The organism is Pseudoclavibacter sp. CFCC 11306 (genome assembly GCF_008831235.1).
GTDB lineage: Bacteria > Actinomycetota > Actinomycetes > Actinomycetales > Microbacteriaceae > Pseudoclavibacter_A.
Genome location: NZ_WBKF01000003.1, coordinates 182,946 through 203,478, shown reverse-complemented (window position 1 = coordinate 203,478; position 20,533 = coordinate 182,946). Strand labels below are relative to the sequence as shown.

Genomic DNA, 20,533 nt, shown 5'->3' with positions numbered 1-20,533 from the left:
CACGCGGCGAGACGGGTAACCTGTTCTGGTGCTGAGACGTCGACTTCGCGAGATCGCCCCGGTGAGCGTCGAGCCGCTCACCCTGCTGCTGGTCACGTTCCTGCCGCTGCTGGTCGTCACCACCGCCATGTGGATCTTCGACGACGGTCTGCGCACCTCCTGGGGCGATGCCTGGTCGCTGGCTGTGCGCGTGTGGCTGCTCGGCTTCGGCGTGCCCAGCGAGGTGACCGCAGGCGCGCTCGCCGCACCTGGCACGATCGGCTCGTATTCTTTCACGCTGATGCCGCTGGGCGTGCTCATCGGCGCCGTGTGGGCGAGCTGGCGCAGCGGAAGTCGCACCGCTCAGGCAGGGCCGCTGCCCACCGTGTGGATCGGCTACGCGCTCGTTCTGGCCGTCGCCGTGGGGCTGCTGGCGACCACGGCATCGAACGCGTCGGCGCGCGTCTCTCTGCTGCCTGCCCTGCTGCTGCCCTGGCTGCTCAACCTCATCGTGTTCGTTGCGGCCACTCTGGTGCATGCGCCTGACTCACGGCCGGGCGCAGGCGTGCGCGTGCTGCGGAGTCGGCTGCGCGCATGGACGCACATCGACGAGGTCGTCGCCGGGCCGTTCGTCTGGGCGGCTCTGCGCGGCGCAGCTGTCACGATGGTCGCGCTCGTCGGCGCCGCGACGATCGGTCTGACCGTCTCGGTGCTGGGCAACTGGATGAGCATCGTCGCCGTCTACGAGTCGTTGCACGGCGGATGGACCGGTGTGATCATCATGAGTCTCACCCAGCTGCTCTACCTGCCGAACCTCGTGATCTGGGCGATCGGCTGGGTCGGCGGTGCGGGCATCGCTGTGGGCACGGGCTCGCTGGCATCACCGCTCGGCACCCTGGTCGCCCCGATGCCGGCTATTCCGGTGCTCGGCGCGATTCCCACTGGTGGCTCTTGGCAGATCGTGCTGTTGCTGCTGCCGGTTCTGGCAGGGTTCGTCGGGGCCTGGTTCGCGCTGCGACCTCTGGCCGCAGAGCTGGTCGGCGGATGGCATGGCTGGCTTGTCGTCGCGGCCAGCGCAGTCGGTCAGGCCGTCGTGACCTGGCTGGTGCTGACGGTGCTGGCTGTGCTGGCGTCAGGCGCTCTCGGCCCGGGACGGCTGCAGGAGGTCGGCGTGCCGATCTGGCGCATGATCATTCCGGCCGGCTTCGTGGCGCTCGGTGCGGTCATCGCAGCCACAGTTCTGCTGCTCAGGCGACCGGCGCTCGACGAGACTGCGAACCGGTAGGCTGGACAGGTGCTCAGACTCGTCGTGCTCATTTCGGGAGCGGGAACCAACCTTCGTGCGCTCATCGCGGCGCAGTCCCAGCCTGACAGCGGTTTCGAGATCGTGGCCGTCGGAGCCGACCGAGCTGCCGCCGGGCTCGACTATGCCGACGACGCAGGCATCCCAACATTTCGGGTCGACTATCGAAACCATCCCGATCGTGGCTCATGGGGGCGCGCCCTTGCGGCTGCAGCAGACGACTTCCGGCCCGATCTGATCGTGCTCTCCGGCCTGATGCGCATTCTGCCCGCCGACCTCGTCGACCACTGGACGCACCGCATCGTGAACACGCATCCGGCGCTGCTGCCGAGCTTTCCCGGCGCTCACGCCGTGCGTGATGCACTCGCCGCCGGGGTCGACGAGACCGGCGCGACCGTGCACCTCGTCGACAGCGGGGTCGACACAGGGCCGGTGCTGGCCCAGCAGAGCGTGGCGATCGTCGCCGGCGACGACGAGACGACTCTGCACGATCGCATCAAGGTCGCCGAACGGCAGCTGCTCGCGCAGACGCTCACCCGCATCGCACACGGCGACATCGACTGCGATGCGGTCGCCGTGGCGGCGCAGCCACCGACCTCACAACTTCGAACCCACGATTGAAGGAGACAATCTGATGAGTGCTGGACACAGCGCAGGCGAATACCGCGAACGCGATGTCGTGCCGATCAAGCGCGCGCTGATCTCGGTGTCGGACAAGACCGATCTCGACCGACTCGGTCGTGCGCTGGCCGAGGCAGGCGTCGAAGTGATCTCGACCGGATCGACCGCCAAAGCGGTCGCCGCCACCGGTGCCAAGGTCACCGAAGTCAGCGAGCTGACCGGGTTTCCCGAGTCGCTCGACGGTCGCGTCAAGACTCTGCATCCCAAGGTGCACGCGGGCATCCTCGCCGACCTGCGCCTGAGCGACCACGAGAAGCAGCTCGACGAGCTCGGCATCGAGCCGTTCGACCTCGTCGTGGTGAACCTGTACCCGTTCGTGCAGACCGTCGCCTCGGGCGCACAGGGCGACGACGTGGTCGAGCAGATCGACATCGGCGGGCCCACGCTCGTGCGCGCTGCGGCCAAGAACCACGCCAATGTGGCGATTGTCGTCGACCCGGCCGACTACTCGGCGATCATTGCGTCGCTGCAGGGCGGCACCTCGCTGGCGCAGCGTCGCAATCTGGCCGCGAAGGCCTTCGCACATACCGCAGAGTACGATCGTGCCGTTGCCGACTGGTTCCAGAGCAACCTGGTCAGCCATCCCGAGGCTGAGGGCCGCGTCTGGCCTGAGAGCGTCGGCGTGGCCGGCGAGCTCGGCCACGTGCTGCGCTACGGCGAGAACCCGCATCAGCAGGCTGCGCTCTACCGCGAGCCCCTGGGACACGGCATCGCTCAGGCCGAGCAGCTGCACGGCAAAGAGATGAGCTACAACAACTACGTCGACGCCGATGCCGCGCTGCGCGCTGCATTCGACTTCGAGGCTCCGGCCGTCGCGATCATCAAGCACGCGAACCCCTGCGGCATCGCGGTCGGTGAGACCATCGAAGAGGCGCACCAGAAGGCGCACGCCTGCGACCCGCTCTCGGCCTACGGCGGCGTGATCGCGGCCAACCGCACCATCACTCTGGCCATGGCCGAGACGGTGAAGGGCATCTTCACCGAGGTCGTGGTCGCTCCGGACTTCGAGCCTGCGGCGCTTGAACTGCTCGAGACCAAGAAGAACATTCGCCTGCTGCGTCTGCCCGACGACTTCTCGCGCGACGAGACGATCTTCAAGCAGATCTCTGGCGGCCTGCTGGTCAGCGACGCCGACAACTTTCCGGGGCATGTCGACAGCTCGAAGTGGCAGCTGGTCACCGGCGACGAGGTCGACGAGGCCACCCGTCGCGATCTCGAGTTCGCCTGGGCCGCCGTGCGTTCGGTCAAGTCGAACGCCATTCTGCTCGCTCACGACGGTGCGTCGGTCGGCGTCGGCATGGGCCAGGTCAACCGTGTCGACTCGGCACACCTCGCGGTGAACCGTGCCGGTGATCGGGCTAAAGGCTCGGTTGCCGCGTCAGACGCCTTCTTCCCGTTCGCCGACGGTCTCGAAGTGCTGCTCGCAGCCGGTGTGCGCGCCGTCGTCGAGCCCGGCGGCTCGATTCGCGACGACGAGGTCATCGCTGCGGCGAAGCAGGCGGGTGTTCCGCTCTACTTCACCGGTGAGCGTCACTTCTTCCACTGATCATCGTCGTCATCTGACTGCACTCCTGTGACCGAGTCCCGCCCAGCATACAAGCCCACCCGGGCTTCGTCTGGGCGGGGCTCGTCGGCGTCCGAGCGGAGCTCATCAGCGTCTCAGCAGGGCTCGTCCATGTCTGGTGGCGCTGCCCGAACCGGCAGCCTGCCGCACGACATTGTGCGTTCGACGCCGCAGGGGGCCAGCATGTCGACGCTGCTGAGGCTGCTGCCCGCGCTGAAACCGGTGATCTGGCGCTACGTGGCCGGGCTGTCCGTCGGCTTCGCCGCCACCGGACTCGGTCTGGCCATCCCACAGGTGATCCGCGCGCTCGTCGACGGGCCGATCAGCGCCGGGCGAGACTCGGGCAGCTCCCGCGGCGTCTGGGTGGCTGCCGGCATCGTGCTCGCGCTCGGCGTGCTGCAGGCCGCCATGTGGTACTCCAGACGCATGCTGCTGATGGGCCCGATGGTCGGTGTCGAGCACCGGCTGCGCACATCGCTCTTCGATCATCTGCTCGATCTGTCGGTATCGTTTCACGATCACTGGGAGTCAGGACAGCTGCTCTCTCGGGCGAGCACCGATCTCAGCCGCATCAGACGCTGGCTGTCGTTCGGTTCGATCCTGCTCGTCGTCAACGTCACGACGGCCGTCGTCGGCATCGTGATCCTCATCGCGCTCAGCCCGCCGCTCGGCGGCATCTTCGCATTGTTCGCCATACCGACAGCCTGGCTCTCGCTGCGCTTCCAGCTGCGCTATCGGGTGCTGACCCGACGCGGCCTCGACCAGGCCGGTGCGCTCGCCACCGAAGTCGAAGAGAGCGTGCAGGGCATTCGAGTCATCACGGCATTCGGGCGCAGCGGCGAGTTCGCCGACCAGTTCATGGACGCCGCACGTCGGCAGCGCGACACCGAGATCGACAAGGCACGGTCGTTGTCGGGCATCCGCATGTGGCTGTCGCTGCTGCCGCAGCTCGCCTTCGCGGTCTGTCTCGCCGCCGGCGTCTGGCTGGTGCGTGACGGCGCTCTCTCACTGGGCGACGTCGTGGCGTTCTTCGGCACCGCGGCCTTTCTGCTCTGGCCGGTGCGGTCGTTGGGCTTCGCCTTCGCCGACGTCATGGACGCCACTGCTGCCACCGCGCGGGTCTTCGAAGTGCTCGACACGGCACCAGACGTCACCGACCCGGTCGATCCCGTCGAGGACGACCCCGACCCGAGTCGCATCGGCGAGCTCCTCTTCGACGACGTGCATGTCGGCTACGGCGACCGCGAGGTGCTCGCCGGTGTCGATCTTCGGATCGCCCCGGGTGAGACAGTGGCTCTGGTCGGTGCCACCGGATCGGGCAAGACGGTCATGGTCGAGCTGGTGCCCCGGTTCATGGACGTCACGGGCGGTGCCGTGCGCGTCGGCGGGGTCGACGTGCGCGACATGACCAGACAGCGGCTGCGTGGGCAGCTCGGCATGGCCTTCGAAGCCCCGCAGCTCTTCTCAGGCACGGTTCGCGAGAACGTACTCGTGGGGTGCCCGGATGCCGATGCCGATCAGCTCGACGAGGCGCTGGCGATCGCTCAGGCGGGATTCGTCTATGATCTGCCCGACGGCGTCGACACCGTCATCGGCGAAGAGGGGCAGAGCCTCAGCGGCGGTCAGCGTCAGCGGCTGGCACTGGCGCGTGCCATCGCGGCCGAACCGCGCATCCTCGTGCTCGACGACCCGCTCTCGGCGCTCGACGTCAACACTGAAGCACTGGTGGAGGCCAGCCTGCGCCGTGTGCTGCAGGGCGTCACCGCGCTGATCGTGGCCCACCGCCCGTCGACCGTCGCGCTGGCCGACCGCGTCGCTGTGCTGCGCGACGGGCGAATCGTCGCCACAGGAAGACACGACGAACTGCTGCGCAGCGACCCGTACTACCGTCAGCTGATGTCGTTGGAGGTGACCTCATGAGCGCAGCCGACGACCAGAATGCGCCGCTCGGCGTCTCGCTCGAGCACCGTACGGCGGTGGACGCGCAGCAGTCACGTCGCCTGCGCCGGCGATCGCTGCGTCTGCTCGCAGAACTCGTGCGACCCGTGCGCGGCCGAGCCATCCTGCTCTCGCTGTGCGTCGTCGTGGCACAGGCCGCAGGCTCGCTCGGACCGCTGCTGATCGCCACTGCGCTCGATCACGCCCTGCCCGCCGCCATCGACGGCAGCCTCGACGAGCTGACTCTGGTGATCTGCGCCTACCTGGCCGCGGCGGTGTGCGAAGCCGGACTGATGCGCATCTTCGTCGTGCAGACTTCGTCGCTCACGCAAGGAGTGCTGCTCAGTCTGCGACGCCGCCTCTTCGTGCACACACAGCGGCTCGGCGTGAGCTTTCACGAGGGCTACACCTCTGGACGCGTGATCAGCCGACAGACGAACGACATCGACAGCATCCGCACTGCGCTCGACTCAGGGCTCAACGACCTCGTCACCGCAGTGATGCGCATGCTCTTCATCGCGGTGGCGCTCTTCCTGCTCGACCCGATCAGCGGTCTGGTCGCGGTCGTCGCACTGATCCCGGCGGCGCTGCTCACCCGCTGGTTCCAGGGTGTCTCGACGAAGCTGTATCGCGAGTCGAGCGAGCGCTCGGCCCGACTCATCGTGCGCTTCGTCGAGGTGCTGCACGGCATCCGAGCGGTGCTGTCGTTCCGCACAGAGCGGCGTGATGCGGCACGCTACAGCAGACTGAGCGCACAGTACGCCGAGGCGAGCCGTCGCCAGATCACCACCATGGGCATCTTCTTCACGCTGCTCGCCCTGATCTCGAACGTCGCGATCGCCGCGCTGGTGGCAGTCAACGGGCTGCGCGTGATGGACGGCGCGATCGGCGTCGGGGTGCTGATCGGGTCGGTGCTCTACCTCACCCAGTTCTTCCAGCCGATGGAGGAGATCGGCATGTTCGCGAACACCTTCCAGTCGGCCGCCGCCGCTCTTGAGAAAGTCTCGGGAGTGCTCGAAGAGCAGCCTGCTGTGCGGCCTGCCACCGGCCTGGTCGCCGAAGACCGGGCGCAGGGGCGCATCGACTTCGATGACGTGACGTTCGCGTACACGGGTCTCGGGCCGAGGCGTGGTGCGACCGAACCGGTGCTCTCCGGGCTCGACCTGCACATCCCCGCAGGGCAGACCGTCGCCCTCGTCGGCGCGACTGGCGCCGGAAAATCGACCATCGTCAAGCTGCTCGCCCGGTTCTACGATCCCAGTGCGGGCATGGTGCGCCTCGACGGGCACGACCTGCGCGAGATCCCTGATGCCCAGCTGCGTCGTGATGTGGTGATGGTGACGCAGGAGGCCTTTCTGTTCAGCGGCACGATCGCCTCGAACATCGCGCTGGGGCGGCCTGGTGCCAGCCGCGAACAGATCGCTGCGGCGGCGGATGCCGTGGGCGCCGATGCCTTCATCCGTGCGCTGCCTGCAGGGTACGACACCCCGATCAGTCATCGCGGCATTCGACTGTCAGCGGGACAGCAGCAGCTGGTCTCGTTCGCTCGCGCTCTGATCGCCGACCCGCGCGTGCTGGTGCTCGACGAGGCGACCAGCTCGCTCGACATCCCGGGCGAGCGCGAGATACAGCTGGGGCTGCGCCGCCTGCTCGCCGACCGTACGGCGGTGATCATCGCGCACCGGCTGTCGACCGTTCGAGATGCCGATCGGGTGATCGTGCTCGACCACGGCGCCGTCATCGAAGACGACGCCCCTGGCCGTCTGATCGCAGCGGGCGGTGCCTACGCCGATCTCAATCGTCGCTGGCAGGAGTCGCTGCAGTAGCACTTGGGCCGTCGTTCCGGGTCGCATCGCGTCCCAGCACGCGGTACGAGACGATCAGCGCGATGCCCAGCGCAGCCGCCGCGACCAGTGCGACTCCCGGCCACCACATCCATCGCAGGGCCAGGCCTGCGAACCAGCCGAGCAGACTCGACCCGGCGTAGTAGAAGAGGTTGTAGAGCGAGCCCGCCTGCGCACGCCCCTGCAGCGCGATCGCGCCCACCCAGCCCGATGCGATCGCGTGAGCGGCGAAGAACCCGGCGGTGAACAGGAGCAGTCCGGCGAGAATCGCCCAGATGCTCGAGAACAGGGTGATCAGGGCCCCGGCGAGCATCATCGCGGTCGACGCGGCGAGCACATGGTGCCGCCCCCAGCGGCCGACGAACGAGCCGGCCATCGACGACGAGAGCGTGCCGACCAAGTAGGCGAGAAAGAGCAGGCTGACGATGGTCTGAGGCAGGTCGTAGGGAGGCTGGGTGAGGCGGAACCCCAGATAGTTGTACACGGCGACGAACGAACCCATCAGCAGAAAGCCGTTGAGAAAGAGCACGAGCGTGCGGGGGTTGCGCAGGTGGCGTCTCACCTGGACGAAGACCCGCGCGTCGGGCAGCAGGTTCGTCGGGCGTCGCCGCAGCGGTACGAAGCCGCGGGAGCGGGGAATGACCGACACGAACACGATCGCGGCGGTGACGCACACCAAGACGACGGCGAGCACGCCGAGCTTCCAGCTGCCCGTGAGCTCGGTGACCGGGCCCGAGATGATGCGGCCCGAGAGCCCGCCGATCGACGTGCCGGCGACGTAGATCGCGCTGGCCTTTGCGGCGGCTCGGCGCGAGACTTCTTCGTTCAGGTAGGCGATCGCGATGGCAGGCACCCCGCCCAACGCACAGCCTTCAAGCAGCCGGAACACGACGATCGGGCCGATCGAGTCGAAGGCGATCGCGCTCAGGGCGAGCACGGATGCGGCGCTGATCGAGCAGACCATGGCAGGCACACGGCCGATGTGGTCGGCGAACGACGACCACGGGATGACGCTGATCGCGATGCCCAGGGTGACCGCCGAGACGGTCAGAGCAGTGCTCGCCTCGTCTGTGCCGAGGGCGTGACTCACCTCGGGCAGAATCGCCTGAAACGAATAGAGCTGGGCGAAGGTCGCAACGCCGGCGCAGAAGAGACCGAGCAGAATGCGGCGGTAGGCACGTGACCCGGGCTCATGACCTGACCACGGCTGGTCGTCGGCGGCAGACTGCGCGTGCGAGCGATCGGACACGGGTGACGTCGCCTCCTTCGGATGCCGGGAGCGGCCGGTGAGCGCAGCCGGCACGGTCACCAGCGTAGACCATGCGCCTGCTAGCATTCCGACCGGGGGAGTCGTCTTGTGATCCCTCGATCGTGCCGATGAAAGGATCCCTGCCATGTCCACTCTGCCTCCGCCGCCTCCTGGCTCGAACCACCCGGGCAGCACCCCTCCCGCGCCGCCGGCTCCTCCTGCAGGCTTCGGCGCGCAGCCCCAGCTCGGCGGCCAGCCCGCGCAGCCACAGTTCGGCGGTCTGCAGCCTCCTCAGCAGCCTGGCTACGGGCAGCAGATGCCGCAGCAGCGTCCGGGTGGCTCGGCGATGGGCGATATGTTCAATCTCGACTTCGGCAACTCGGCGGCCGGCCGCAAGGCGCGCGGAGGCTACCTCATCGTGCTGATCTCGGCGCTGGCAGCTGCGGCGAACACCATCGTGCTGGGCATCATCTACTCGATTCAGCTGTTCAAGACGAGCTCGTCGATCGCTGCCTCGTTCACCGGAGCGAACACGACCGGCGGTATGCTCTTCGGCGTCTACCTGCTGCTTGCCAGCATCATCGGCAGCCTGCTGACCGCAGCCGCCGTGCTGGTGGTCGCTCGAACGATCTTCAGCAACTACGTGCGTCTCAACGAGCGCGGCTGACCAACGAGGTCATGCCGTCTGCGTACTTGGTCACTGAAAGATGATGGTGCGCTGGCCGTCGCGCAGGATGCGCCGCTCGGCGAACCAGGTCACTGCCTGCCGCAGTGTGCGGCTCTCGACGTCTTGGCCGATCGCCCGCAGCTGGGCGGGCGATTTCGAATGATCGACGCGCACCACGTTCTGCTCGATGATCGGGCCCTCGTCGAGGTCAGCGGTCACGAAGTGCGCGGTGGCGCCGATCAGCTTCACGCCGCGCTGGTGGGCCTGCAGATACGGATTCGCACCCTTGAACCCGGGCAGGAACGAATGATGGATGTTGATCGCACGCCCTGAGAGAAAGTCGCAGAGCTCTGGTGAGAGGATCTGCATGTAGCGGGCGAGAACGACCAGCTCGATGTCGTTCTCTTCGACGTACTTCATGATGCGTTGTTCGAACGCATGCTTGTCTTCAGCGCTCTTGATCGGCAGCGAGGTGAACGGCACCCCGTAGAACCCGGCGAGATCGGCCAGATCGGGGTGGTTGCCGAACACGCGGGGAATCTCGATGTTGGTCTGGCCCGAGTTCTGTCGAAAGAGCAGATCCTGCAGGCAGTGCGCGGCCTTCGACACGAGCACGAGCGTCTTGGTCGGGCGGTCCGACTCGCGCAGCGTCAGATCCAGATGATACTGCTCCACGACCGGAGTCAGCGCTGCGCGCAGCTGGTGCTCGCTCGCCGGCGTGCTGATGCGCAGCCGCATGAAGAAGCGACCCGTGTCGGTGCTGTGGAACTGCTGCGACTCTTCGATGTTGCCGTGAGCGTCGACGATGCCGCCCGTGATGGCGTGGACCAGTCCCGGCTGATCGTCACACGTGATGGTGATGATCCAGTCGTTGTTCGGGGTGCTGTCTGTGTGCTGGGTCACGATGAAAGATCTCCGCTCGATGCTTGACGACAGAGACCAATCGTAGTCGACAGCTGCAGGGGAGAGATCCCTGTATAGAATGGACGCTGTCGCGACTGGCGTTTTTGCAGTCTGACTGCCGAATGCGAATCAGGCGGGTGATCTGTCCGATGAGCATTCTGTGGCGGACTGCGAAATGAGATGGACACCATCGGGGAGCGACACACGGATTGGGCCGCACGCCTGGGCCTCGACAGTCTGCTTGACACGCAACCGCAGTTTGCAACCATGACAAGGAGATCCGCGTGACTGGAACAAACCCCACGCTCAACACCCCGATCGAGCAGCTCGATCCTGAGATCGCTCAGGTGCTCGAAAACGAGCTCAATCGTCAGCGCAACACCCTCGAGATGATCGCCTCAGAGAACTTCGTGCCACGTGCCGTTCTCGAGGCGCAGGGGTCGGTGCTGACGAACAAGTACGCCGAGGGCTACCCCGGACGCCGTTATTACGGCGGCTGCGAGTTCGTCGATGTGGCTGAGACGCTCGCTCAGCAGCGTGCGCTCGCGGTGTTCGGCGGCGACCATGTCAACGTGCAGCCGCACTCGGGCGCACAGGCCAACGCCGCAGTGCTGCACGCGCTCGCCAAGCCCGGCGACACGATTCTCGGTCTCGAGCTTGCCCATGGCGGGCACCTCAGCCACGGCATGAAGATCAACTTCTCGGGCAAGTTCTACAACGCCCGCGCCTATGGCGTCGATCCTGAGACCTTCCGCATCGACATGGACAAAGTCCGTGAGATCGCGCTCGCTGAGAAGCCCAGTGTGATCATCGCTGGATGGTCGGCCTACCCGCGCATCGTCGACTTTCAGGCGTTCCGCGAGATCGCCGACGAGGTGGGCGCACGTCTTTGGGTCGACATGGCGCACTTCGCCGGTCTCGTCGCCGCAGGACTGCATCCGAACCCGGTGCCGATCGCAGACGTCACGTCGACGACGGTGCACAAAACTCTCGGCGGGCCGCGCTCAGGCACGATCTTCTCGAAGCAGGAGTTCGCCAAGAAGATCGACTCGGCCGTGTTCCCCGGTCAGCAGGGCGGGCCGCTCATGCACGTGGTCGCCGCCAAAGCGGTCGCGTTCAAGATCGCCGCGACCGATGAGTTCAAAGCGCGTCAGGAGCGCACACTCGAGGGTGCCCAGATCATCGCCGAGCGCCTGACCGCACCTGACGCCAAGGCGAACGGCATCGACGTGCTCACCGGCGGAACCGACGTGCACTTGGTGCTCGCCGACCTGCGCACCTCGCAGCTCGACGGCCAGCAGGCCGAAGACATCCTGCACGAGGTCGGCATCACGGTCAACCGCAACGCCGTGCCGTTCGATCCGCGCCCGCCGCGCGTCACCAGCGGTCTGCGCATCGGCACGCCGGCACTCGCCACCCGCGGGTTCGGCGCCTCCGAGTTCACCGAGGTCGCCGACGTCATCGCCGAGGCGCTCAAGCCGACGCCCGACGTCGAGGCGCTGAAGGCCCGCGTCGCCAAGCTCGCCGACGACTTCCCGCTGTACCCCGGCCTCGAGCAGTGGTGATCGCATGACCGCGATCAAGATCGACGGCAAAGCGACAGCGAAAGCCATCAAGGCCGAGCTCGCCGAGCGAGTCGACGCCCTTCGCCAGCACGGCGTGACACCCGGCCTCGGCACGCTGCTGGTGGGAGAAGACGCCGGCTCGCAGATCTACGTGGCGGGCAAACACCGTGACTGCGCCGAAGTGGGCATCGCATCCGTCAGAGAAGACCTGCCGGCCACCGCGACCGCTGCCGAGGTGCACGCAGCGATCGAGCGGCTGAACAGCTCGGACGAGGTCACCGGCTACATCGTGCAGCTGCCGCTGCCGAAAGGGCTTGACGAGCTGGCCGCGCTGGAACTGATCGACCCGGAGAAAGACGCCGACGGGCTGCACCCGACCAACCTCGGGCGCTTGGTGCTCAACGTCGGAGGCGAGATCTCGACGCCGCTCCCGTGCACGCCTGCGGGCATCCTCGAACTGCTGCGCCGCTATGAGGTGCCGCTTGAGGGGCGCAAGGTGGCCATCATCGGCCGTGGCGTGACGGTGGGGCGCCCCTTGGGGCTGCTCCTCGGGCGTCGCGGTGTCGATGCGACCGTGACGACGCTGCATTCGCACACGCCGAACCTGGCCGACGAGGTGCGCCAGGCGGACGTCGTGGTGGCGGCACTGGGCAGGCAGCACTTCGTGCAGCCCGACTGGGTGAAGCCGGGTGCTGCGGTCATCGACGTGGGCGTCAGCCGTGTGGTCGACCCCGAGACCGGCAAGGGGCGCCCCGTCGGTGACGTGCACCCGGACGTCGCCGAGGTCGCCGGCTGGCTGACGCCGAACCCAGGAGGGGTCGGGCCGATGACCCGCGCTGAGCTGCTGGTCAATGTGGTTCGACTGGCCGAGCAGCGTCTCGCGAAGTAGCCGATCACCGAGCCCGGCTCGGCAGGCAGTGAACGACCGCAGGCCTCTCTGAGACAGAGAGCCTGCGGTCGTTCTGTCTTGCGTGACCGGAACAGGAGCCTGGGCCGTCTGCCAAGAGCAGACGAGGCCGAACGGCTCAGGCCAACAGCTGCTGCTCTGCGAGCTCTCGATACAGGGGGCTCATGGCGAGCAGCTGCTCGTGAGTGCCTGTGGCGACTGCCTTGCCGTTCTGCATGACCACGATCTGGTCGGAGTCGATCACGGTCGACAGACGGTGTGCGATCACGACGAGAGTGCGCTCTGCGGCCACATGCGCGAGGGCCTGTTTGAGCAGCTCTTCGTTCAGGCCGTCGAGACTCGACGTGAGCTCGTCGAGCAGCAGGATCGGCGGCCCGGCCAGCAGCACGCGCGCCAGTGCCAGGCGCTGACGCTCGCCCCCCGAGAGCAGCGAACCGCCTTCTCCGACAGAGGCGTCGAGCCCGGCATCGTCGCGGGAGACGAGATGCTCGAGATTCACCTCGCGCAGCACGGTCAGACACTCCTCGTCTGTGGCATCGGGCGCTGCCAGCCGCAGGTTGTCGCCGAGAGACCCCGCCAGCACAGGGGAGTCCTGCTCGACGTAGCCGAACTGGGCGCGCAGCAGGTCGCGATCCCAGCTGCGCACATCGACACCTTCGACCTGCACCGATCCGCTCTGCACATCGTAGAAGCGCTCGAGCAGACCGAGCACAGTCGACTTGCCGGCTCCTGAGGGGCCGACCAGTGCGGTCTTGGTGCCCGGGGCCACCGAGAACGAGAGGCTCTGCAGCACGTCTTCGGCACTCGACGGGTAACGGAACGTCACCTGGTCGAGCGCGATTGCCGCGCCCGTGGGCACCGCTGCTGAGACTGAGGACGTGTAGGCGACAGTCGCAGTCGTGTCAGTGGGCTGGGCACCGTCAGACGACAGCTCACGTGAGCCTGGGCGCACGCGATCGTGGGCATCTTCGTCGGGCAGATCGAGCACCTCTTGAATGCGGGCCAGCGCACCCAGCGCGCTCTGCACCGAGGTGAAGGCGCCTGCGGCACTCGCCAGAGGCATGACCATCATGAACAGGAAGATCACGAAGCTGACCAGCTGCGCGATGGTGATCACCCCTGCTGCCACTCGCAGACCGCCGACGCCCAGCACAACGAGCACTGCTGCCTGGAGGGCCACCTGCACTGTGGGCCCGACCAGCGCCGACAGGCGCGCGATGCGCAGGCCGCGATCGTAGGCCTGGTGCGCGTCAGTGAGGATGCCGGCGGTCTCACGGGCGGTCGCTCCGTTCGCGCGGATGGTGCGCACCGCACGAACCGACCGTTCGACAGCTGCGGTGAGGGCGCCCACGCTCTTCTGCGCCTCGCGCGTCGCCGACTGCACCTGGCGTGCGACGAGAGAGACGGCGACGATCGCCACGACGAGCACCAGGGCGGTGAGCGCGAAGAGCAGCGGATCGAGCACGAGCATGCCGACGATCGCACCGACGAGAATGAAGACGCCGCCGACCGCATCGACCAGCCCTTGGGTGAGCACGGCCCGCAGCAGAGTGGTGTCCGAACTGACCCGGCTCACGAGGTCTCCGGTGCGACGCTGATCGATCTCACTGATCGGCAGCCGCAGAATCTTGTGCACCAGCCGCTGCCGGCTCGAGAGCACGACGCCCTCGCCCGTGCGACTCAGCACGTAGTACTGCACACCCGTGATGACGCCGGCCGCGATCAAGAGTGCCACGACGAGCCAGACGAGAGAACCGAGCACCTCGCCGTTCTGCACCCGGGTGATGAGCACATTGAGCAGCAGGGGCTGGCACAGCGTGAGCAGGGCCCCAATGACGGAGAGCACCGCGGCGGTGATCAGAATGCCTTTGCGCTCGATGAGATACGGCCAGAGCTGTGAGAATCGGGCCCGAGGCTCATCGGATCGTGCGCGGGCGAACGGCCCCCGACGCCTCGGCTGCTCCGTTCGGGCGGCATGGTCGGACGACGGGTGCGTCACGTGCCCGAGAGTCTGCTGCGGATGCTGCGCTGCGGGGGACGCCGCACCCTGCTGAACCGAGATGGCGGGGTCAGAGTGCTGCGGATGCGATGAGGCGTTGGCGGACATGCTGCTCCTTCGACTGCTCCATGCTATAGCCACCCGCTGACCGGGCATGACTCTTCTCGTGACGCTGCGGTGAGATCGATGCCTTGCCCTCCCATGCTCAGGCTCCAGACAGAGCAGGGGCCTCGGACGCAGCGTCCGAGGCCCCTGGGCGTGTGGCGCATCCTTCGATCTGCCACGCGGTCTGAATGCCGAGATCAGATCTCGTCGAGGTCGAGATCCTTCGTCTCAGGGCTGAAGAGCAGTGCGACGAACGTCAGCACTGCGCTCAGCGACAGATAGACACCGACCCACACCGGGTTGCCGTTGCCCTCGGCCCACAGCCACACGGCGATGATCGGAGCCACAGCGGCACCGAGGATCGAGCTGATGTTGTAGGCGATCGCCGAGCCCGTGTAGCGCGTCTCGGTGGGGTACAGCTCGGGCAGGAACGCACCCATCGGGCCGAACGTGATGCCCATCAGTGTGAAGCCGATGATCAGGAAGCCCTGTGCAAGCGCTCCGGTGAACTTCGGGTCGGCGCTGGGCAGAAGGAACAGCTGGAACAGCAGACCGAAGATCACGATGCCGCCGGTCACCCAGATCAGCAGTTTACGGCGGCCGACGCGGTCGGCGATCGGACCCGACAGCAGGGTGAAGACGCCGAAGAAGATCACGCCGATGATCATCATCATGACGAAGTTGTTGTATGAGAAGCCCAGCCCCGGGTAGAAGCTCGACGGGTCGAACGGCTTGCCCGCCTTCTCGGCCGCCTTCGCCGCTGCCTCTGCGCTGGCGGGTTTGGTGCCGTACGACAGTGTGAACGCGGTCATCAGGTAGAAGAGCACGTATGTGGCGAGCATCGCGAAGGTGCCCAAGATCAGCTGCCACCAGTTATTGCGCAGCACTTCTCCCAGCGGCAGTTTCTTGACCTTGCCCTGCTTCTTCGCCTTGGCGAAGCTGTCAGACTCGACCAAGTGCATGCGCACCCACAGGCCGACGAGCACCATCAGCGCGCTGAACAGGAAGGGAATGCGCCAGCCCCAGGCCTGGAACGCGGCGGACTGCAGCGAGGTGTCGCCGCTCTCATGCGGAAGCAGAGCGTTGATCGCGAGGAACAGGCCATTGGCGATGATGAAGCCGATCGGCGCGCCGACCTGCGGGAAGGTGCCGAACCAGGCGCGCTTGCCCTTGGGAGCGTTCTCGGTGGCGACCAGCGCCGCACCCGACCACTCGCCTCCCAGCGCGAACCCCTGTGCCAGACGCAGGATGAGCAGCAGCACGGCGGCGGTGATGCCGATGTCGTGATACGTGGGCAGCAGGCCGATCAGGAACGTCGCGATGCCCATGGTGAGCAGGCTCCAGATCAGCGTGGTCTTGCGACCGACTTTGTCTCCGAGGTGGCCGAAGACGAGCGCCCCGATGGGGCGTGCGATCATGGCCGCGCCGAAGACCGCGAACGAGGCGAGCAGGGCGACGGTGTCGTTGCCCGCGGGAAAGAAGAGGGCTGGGAAGACCAGCACCGCCGCGGTCGCGTAGACATAGAAGTCGTAGAACTCGATCGTGGTGCCGATGAGGCTGGCGAGCACCACGCGTGAGGGCGGATTCGCCGGCTTGTTCTGCTGACTGGCGTCGACGGTGGCCGTCGCTGTTTCTGTAGACATCGTGAAGAAGACTCCCAATGAGAATGAGTGGTCGCGTCGTGCGGCCTACCGGTGCGTGGTCAGGCCATGGACGCTGATATGAACACCCATGTTGGGGCGCGAGATGAACGCGGGAACGACGATGATCGCATACGCGTGTGCAGCGCTTGTGGCGCGCTGCACTATATTACGTCCTGGTTACGAGATTGACAAGAAGATCACAGTGCGAGGACGCCAGGCGGCGCTCAGAGATCAGCCGGCAGGATGTGACCCATGCGGTCGCGCTTGGTTTCGAGATACCCCTGATTGAACTCGGTCTCACCGACCACCAGCGGCACCTGGTCGGTGACCGTGATGCCATGCTGCTCGAGATCGGTGCGTTTGAGCGGGTTGTTCGTCAGCAGCCGCACGTGGTCGATGCCCAGGTCACCGAGGATCGCCACGGCCGCGCCGTACTCTCGTTCGTCGTCGGCGTGGCCGAGTGCGCGGTTCGCGTCGACCGTGTCGAGACCCTGCTCTTGCAGCCGGTAGGCGCGCAGCTTTTCGAGCAGACCGATGCCCCGGCCCTCGTGCCCGCGCAGGTAGATCACCACGCCGCCTCGGGCGTCGATCATGCGCAGCGCTGCGTGCAGCTGCGGGCCGCACTCGCACTTCTGCGAACCCAGCACCTCGCCGGTGAGGCACTCCGAGTGCACGCGCACCAGCGGCTCGCCGTCGAGCGGGTGCTCAGAGATGACGGCGAGATGGTCTGCCCCGGTCACGAGGTCACGATATCCGCGCACGCGAAAGATCCCGTAGTCAGTGGGAATGCGGGTTTCGACTACGAACTCGACGCGATCTGAACTGCTAACCAAGTGAACCATCGCCTTCTATTCTCGCACGCCACAGTATGTCGCAACCCAGCTGCGTCGTGGTGACATCGGTGAGACGCAGCGCGTCGCCGATGCTGCGCACATCGATCTGCTGCACGGCGAGCTTGGGCCCGCCGATCAGCACGGGGGCGCTGTAGACGTGCAGCTCGTCGACCAGCCCGGCGCGCAGAAACAGGGAGGCTGTGGTGGGCCCGCCTTCGACGATCACGCGGCGCATGGCGTCGTCGCCGTCGAACAGCCCGCCCAACATCTCGATCAGCTCGGAACGCACGCGAGCACCCGGCTGCTCGCGCAGGACTCGCAGGTCGAGCGGAACATCCACCACACGTTCATGGGCGACCCGCAGCTTTGCGCCGAGGTCCGAGCCCGGCTCGGTGCCCAGCAAGACGGGAACCGGCTGGTGCGGGCGCAGCGAGCCGTCGGCGAAGCGCGCCGTGAGGGTCGGATCGTCGGCGGCCACCGTACCGGCGCCGACGATGATGCCGTCGACCTCGCCGCGCACCGCGTGCGCATGGTCACGAGACTCGGGCGAGGTGATCCACTGTGACGAGCCGTCGGCTGCGGCGGCCCGGCCGTCGAGCGACATAGCGAGCTTGACGATGACCCAGGGGCGGCGACGGCGCATCGCGACGAACCAGTCGTGATTGACCTGCTCTGCCTCGTGGTGCAGCACGCCTGAGACCACCTCGATGCCATGAGCGGCCAGGCGCTCGGCGCCGTGCGCTGAGGCGTCACCGGGGTCGTCCACGGCATAGACCACGCGCCCGACACCCGCATCGATGAGCGCCTGGGCGCAGGGGCCGGTGCGTCCGATGTGGTTGCAGGGTTCGAGAGAGACGACGGCCGTCGCGCCGCAAGCCTGCTGTGCGGCCACCTGCGCCAGCGCATCGACCTCGGCGTGCGGTGTGCCTGCGCCATGGTGCCAGCCCTCGGCGAGAGTGGTGCCGTCGGCCGCCAGCAGCACACAGCCCACACGCGGGTTGCCGCCGGCCAGTGGGCCGCGCTGCGCGAGCTCGAGCGCACGGCGCATTGCCGCGCGTTCGGCGGGCAGCGGTTCAGGCATGGTCATCCTCATCTGCAACGACGACGATGTGCAGTCCATTCCGTCTGGCCTGCGGTCGTGTGCGTCACGTCAGAAGCGCGGTCTGCCCACGCTCTTCGGTCTGCTGCGGGCGCTTGCGCGCCGAAATCGTCGGGTGCATCAGGAGGCCGAACGGCCAAGTGACACCAGGCGTGCGTCTCAGCTGGCGGCCACGAACCCGATGCGGTCGTAGACCTCGGCAAGGGTCTTCGAGGCGATCTCGCCTGCGCGCTCGGCGCCGATGGCGAGGAGGCGATCGAGCTCGGCTGGGTCGTCGAGCAGTTCGAGCGCACGAGTGCGGATCGGCGACAGCGCCTCGACGACGATGTCGGCCAGATCCTTCTTGAGATCGCCGTAGCCGCGTCCTGCGTACTGCTCTTCGAGTTCGGGAATCGACGAGCCGGTGAAGACGGAGTTGATCGCGAGCAGGTTCGAGACACCGGGCTTGTGCTCGCGGTCGAAGCGAATCTCACGGCCGTCGTCGGTCACCGCCGAGCGGATCTTCTTAGCGGTCTTCTTCGGATCGTCGAGCAGACGGATCAGCCCGGCGTCGCTGGCCGCCGACTTCGACATCTTCGCCGTGGGGTTCTGCAGGTCGAAGACCTTCGCCGTCTCGTCTGGGATGTACCCCTCAGGCAGCGTGAACGTGTCGCCGAAGCGCGAGTTGAAGCGCTGCCCGAGCGTGCGCGTGAGCTCGAGGTGCTGCTTCTGATCGATGCCGACCGGCACCAGGTCCGCGTTGTAGAGCAGGATGTCAGCCGCCATCAGTACCGGGTAGGTGAACAGACCGACCGACGTGTGGTCAGAGCCCTGTTTCGCCGACTTGTCTTTGAACTGGGTCATGCGGCTGGCCTCGCCGAAGCCGGTGATGCACGCGAGCACCCAGCTGAGCTGGGCGTGCTCGGGCACGTGAGACTGCACGAAGAGCGTCGAGCGCTCAGGGTCGATGCCTGCGGCGATGTACTGAGCCGCCGTGCCCCGAGTGTTGCGGCGCAGCTGCTCAGGATCCTGGTCGACGGTGATCGCGTGCTGATCGACGACGCAGTAGATGGTGTCGTAGTCGTTCTGCAGGCTCACCCAATTGCGCAGGGCTCCCACATAATTGCCGAGATGTAGAGAGTCGCTGGAGGGCTGCATGCCCGAGAAGATGCGTTTCACCATGACTCCCAGTGTAGCCCCGAGAATCCGAAGGCAGCTTCGAGCTCGTACAGTGCCCGCTCAGAGCTGGTAGTCGACCACGACCGGCGAGTGATCGGTGAAGCGCTGGTCGTACGTCGCCGGGCGATCGACGAAGTAGTGTCTTGCCGCCGTCGCCACCTGAGGTGTCGCCGCCTGATAGTCGATGCGCCAGCCGGCGTCGTTGTCGAAGGCCTGTCCACGCCATGACCACCACGTGTATGGGCCGGGCTGATCACCAGCGGCTGACCGACCGAGGTCGATCCAGCCGAGCCCCTCGCCCAGATCGGTGCCGTCGAGCCGCTGATACCGCTCGTCGGGTCGGCCGAAGAACTGGTCGAAGTAGGCGCGCTCTTTGGGCAGGAACCCCGCACGCTTGAGGTTCGACCGCCAGTTGCGAATGTCGATCTGCTCGTGACACACATTGAGATCGCCCATGAAGACGGCCCGCTCATGCTCTTTCGGCAGTGCCGCAAGCCGTTCGCTCATCGCCTCGAGCATGCGATACTTCTCGACCTGCTTCGGGGTGTCGACCTCGCCCGAATGCGCATAGACGCTCACCAGTGTGAGCGGTGTGCCGTCGACGTCGAGGTCGACTTCGAGCCAGCGTCCCGAGGTATCGAAGTCGTCGTCGCCGATCTGAGTGCGCGTCTCACCGAGCGGCAGTCGTGACACGACGGCGACGCCGGCGCGACCCTTCTGCGAGCACACGTCGTCGGCGATGTGCCAGCCCGGCAACAGCTCGCGCAGCTGGTCACCGGACGCTCTCACCTCTTGCAGCGCGATGACGTCGGGCTGAGCCGCTTCGATCCACGATTCGATGCCCTTGCGGAACGCCGCGCGGATGCCGTTCACGTTGACGGTTGCGACGCGCAGCGCACCAGCGGGCTTCGGCGTCTCAGCGGATGCACGGGTGCGTGCCGCCTGCGTGTTGATGCCCGGTTTGGGCTTCGGCTGCTCGTCGACCGGCGGCGGCGCGATGATCGTCTCGTGCAGGGCGGGGGAGAGTGCAGGCTGCTTCGTGCTCATGACGCCGATTCTAGGCGATGCCTCTGACCTGCCTCGGCAGCGCACGGCG

At 66.7% G+C, this 20,533-nt stretch carries 15 protein-coding genes and 1 pseudogene; 8 read left to right on the top strand and 8 right to left on the bottom strand.

Annotated features, from left to right (window positions below):
* The first annotated feature begins 28 nt into the window (after positions 1-28).
* From F8O09_RS09735 to F8O09_RS09715, 5 genes are all read left to right on the top strand, one after another.
* Entirely contained in the window at positions 29-1,264 is a 1,236-nt protein-coding gene (locus F8O09_RS09735) for a DUF6350 family protein (protein WP_158055151.1), read from the top strand.
* Positions 1,265-1,273: 9 nt separating this feature from the next.
* Positions 1,274-1,903: a phosphoribosylglycinamide formyltransferase gene (purN, locus tag F8O09_RS09730; RefSeq protein WP_158055150.1), complete on the top strand. Its 630-nt coding sequence runs from the start codon at positions 1,274-1,276 to the stop codon at positions 1,901-1,903.
* Between the two features lie 13 nt (positions 1,904-1,916).
* The gene (gene purH / locus F8O09_RS09725) at positions 1,917-3,509 is read left to right on the top strand and encodes a bifunctional phosphoribosylaminoimidazolecarboxamide formyltransferase/IMP cyclohydrolase (protein WP_158055149.1); all 1,593 of its coding nucleotides are present in this window, start codon (positions 1,917-1,919) and stop codon (positions 3,507-3,509) included.
* Between the two features lie 129 nt (positions 3,510-3,638).
* Complete coding sequence (locus F8O09_RS09720) at positions 3,639-5,447, top strand: ABC transporter ATP-binding protein (protein WP_158055148.1); 1,809 nt, start codon at positions 3,639-3,641, stop codon at positions 5,445-5,447.
* A complete protein-coding gene (locus tag F8O09_RS09715) occupies positions 5,444-7,291 on the top strand; it encodes an ABC transporter ATP-binding protein (protein WP_158055147.1) in 1,848 nt (615 codons plus the stop codon). Before F8O09_RS09720 ends, F8O09_RS09715 begins: the two co-directional genes overlap by 4 nt.
* Here the strand turns inward: F8O09_RS09715 and F8O09_RS09710 are convergent.
* Positions 7,260-8,558 carry an MFS transporter gene (locus F8O09_RS09710; RefSeq protein WP_225732982.1) on the bottom strand — a complete coding sequence of 433 codons (1,299 nt, stop codon included), beginning with the start codon at positions 8,556-8,558 and terminating at the stop codon, positions 7,260-7,262. The genes F8O09_RS09715 and F8O09_RS09710 overlap by 32 nt on opposite strands.
* Positions 8,559-8,703: 145 nt before the next feature.
* Here F8O09_RS09710 and F8O09_RS09705 point away from each other — a divergent pair, with 145 nt between their 5' ends.
* Entirely contained in the window at positions 8,704-9,225 is a 522-nt protein-coding gene (locus tag F8O09_RS09705; protein ID WP_158032017.1) for a hypothetical protein, read from the top strand.
* Between the two features lie 30 nt (positions 9,226-9,255).
* Here the strand turns inward: F8O09_RS09705 and purU are convergent, their stop codons facing one another.
* Positions 9,256-10,128, bottom strand: coding sequence for a formyltetrahydrofolate deformylase (gene purU, locus F8O09_RS09700; protein WP_158055146.1), 873 nt, complete (start codon positions 10,126-10,128; stop codon positions 9,256-9,258).
* A gap of 284 nt (positions 10,129-10,412) precedes the next feature.
* Between purU and glyA the strand changes: the two genes are divergently transcribed.
* Both glyA and F8O09_RS09690 read left to right on the top strand, forming a co-directional pair.
* On the top strand, positions 10,413-11,693 hold the full coding sequence (glyA, locus tag F8O09_RS09695) for a serine hydroxymethyltransferase (protein ID WP_158032015.1): 1,281 nt from the start codon (positions 10,413-10,415) through the stop codon (positions 11,691-11,693).
* A 4-nt stretch (positions 11,694-11,697) separates the two neighbouring features.
* On the top strand, positions 11,698-12,582 hold the full coding sequence (locus tag F8O09_RS09690; RefSeq protein ID WP_158032014.1) for a bifunctional methylenetetrahydrofolate dehydrogenase/methenyltetrahydrofolate cyclohydrolase: 885 nt from the start codon (positions 11,698-11,700) through the stop codon (positions 12,580-12,582).
* A 136-nt stretch (positions 12,583-12,718) separates the two neighbouring features.
* Here the strand turns inward: F8O09_RS09690 and F8O09_RS09685 are convergent, their stop codons facing one another.
* The 6 genes and pseudogenes from F8O09_RS09685 to F8O09_RS09660 all read right to left on the bottom strand — a co-directional run bounded on the left by F8O09_RS09685 (position 12,719) and on the right by F8O09_RS09660 (position 20,484).
* Positions 12,719-14,707: an ABC transporter ATP-binding protein gene (locus F8O09_RS09685; protein ID WP_158055145.1), complete on the bottom strand. Its 1,989-nt coding sequence runs from the start codon at positions 14,705-14,707 to the stop codon at positions 12,719-12,721.
* Positions 14,708-14,901: 194 nt separating this feature from the next.
* Positions 14,902-16,347: an MFS transporter gene (locus tag F8O09_RS09680; RefSeq protein WP_158032012.1), complete on the bottom strand. Its 1,446-nt coding sequence runs from the start codon at positions 16,345-16,347 to the stop codon at positions 14,902-14,904.
* A 224-nt stretch (positions 16,348-16,571) separates the two neighbouring features.
* A pseudogene (gene ribA / locus F8O09_RS09675) lies at positions 16,572-17,162 on the bottom strand (GTP cyclohydrolase II); the annotation flags it as partial.
* A 10-nt stretch (positions 17,163-17,172) separates the two neighbouring features.
* Positions 17,173-18,261, bottom strand: coding sequence for a bifunctional diaminohydroxyphosphoribosylaminopyrimidine deaminase/5-amino-6-(5-phosphoribosylamino)uracil reductase RibD (gene ribD, locus F8O09_RS09670; RefSeq protein ID WP_225732981.1), 1,089 nt, complete (start codon positions 18,259-18,261; stop codon positions 17,173-17,175).
* Positions 18,262-18,438: 177 nt separating this feature from the next.
* The gene (gene trpS, locus F8O09_RS09665) at positions 18,439-19,440 is read right to left on the bottom strand and encodes a tryptophan--tRNA ligase (protein WP_158055143.1); all 1,002 of its coding nucleotides are present in this window, start codon (positions 19,438-19,440) and stop codon (positions 18,439-18,441) included.
* 57 nt (positions 19,441-19,497) lie between these two features.
* Entirely contained in the window at positions 19,498-20,484 is a 987-nt protein-coding gene (locus F8O09_RS09660) for an exodeoxyribonuclease III (RefSeq protein WP_158055142.1), read from the bottom strand.
* Between the last annotated feature and the right edge of the window lie 49 nt (positions 20,485-20,533).

Excerpts from the sequence above, each read along its gene's own strand:
- F8O09_RS09680 (WP_158032012.1), bottom strand. The coding sequence starts at position 16,347 with ATGTCTACAGAAACAGCGACGGCCACCGTCGACGCCAGTCAGCAGAAC.
- F8O09_RS09660 (WP_158055142.1), bottom strand. The coding sequence starts at position 20,484 with ATGAGCACGAAGCAGCCTGCACTCTCCCCCGCCCTGCACGAGACGATC.
- purH (WP_158055149.1), top strand. The coding sequence starts at position 1,917 with ATGAGTGCTGGACACAGCGCAGGCGAATACCGCGAACGCGATGTCGTG.
- trpS (WP_158055143.1), bottom strand. The coding sequence starts at position 19,440 with ATGGTGAAACGCATCTTCTCGGGCATGCAGCCCTCCAGCGACTCTCTA.
- F8O09_RS09720 (WP_158055148.1), top strand. The coding sequence starts at position 3,639 with ATGTCTGGTGGCGCTGCCCGAACCGGCAGCCTGCCGCACGACATTGTG.
- F8O09_RS09690 (WP_158032014.1), top strand. The coding sequence starts at position 11,698 with ATGACCGCGATCAAGATCGACGGCAAAGCGACAGCGAAAGCCATCAAG.
- F8O09_RS09715 (WP_158055147.1), top strand. The coding sequence starts at position 5,444 with ATGAGCGCAGCCGACGACCAGAATGCGCCGCTCGGCGTCTCGCTCGAG.
- F8O09_RS09685 (WP_158055145.1), bottom strand. The coding sequence starts at position 14,707 with ATGTCCGCCAACGCCTCATCGCATCCGCAGCACTCTGACCCCGCCATC.
- F8O09_RS09705 (WP_158032017.1), top strand. The coding sequence starts at position 8,704 with ATGTCCACTCTGCCTCCGCCGCCTCCTGGCTCGAACCACCCGGGCAGC.
- ribD (WP_225732981.1), bottom strand. The coding sequence starts at position 18,261 with ATGCCTGAACCGCTGCCCGCCGAACGCGCGGCAATGCGCCGTGCGCTC.